The 387-nt window shown below is 60.5% G+C and carries 1 pseudogene; it reads left to right on the forward strand.

From position 1 onward, the window contains the following. Positions 1-75 precede the first annotated feature (75 nt). Positions 76-387 (forward strand): annotated as a pseudogene (locus EN851_RS34405) (hypothetical protein); the annotation flags it as partial.

A 387-nucleotide genomic window follows, 5' to 3' on the forward strand; every position in this document is an offset into this window, starting at 1 on the left:
TCTAGATCAACGAACCATGGATCTCCGCGGTCCGGCTTGAGTCGTCGGACCCTGCTCCAGACGGCGGCAGCCGCGATGGCCGTCCCGGCGATTGCTCGGGCAACCACCGCCTTCGCACAGGACAAGCTCGCCGGAAGTGGTGAGGTCGTCGTGTTTTCTTTTGGCGGTTCGTTCACGGAAGGTTTTCGCAAACGGGTCTTAGAGCCTTTCAGCGAGGTGACCGGCATCAAGGTGGTCGACGTGACGGCCGATTTCTCCGAGCCGCAGGTCAAGGCAATGAACGAAGCTGGGCGGGTCAATTGGGACACAGCGTTCGTTCAGGGGCAGGCATATCCCCCTATGAGTCAGGCCGGCATGTTTGAGCCGATCGACTACACTCTGTGGGAC

Origin of the sequence: Mesorhizobium sp. M8A.F.Ca.ET.208.01.1.1, from assembly GCF_004791315.1 — a bacterium.
Taxonomy (GTDB): domain Bacteria; phylum Pseudomonadota; class Alphaproteobacteria; order Rhizobiales; family Rhizobiaceae; genus Mesorhizobium.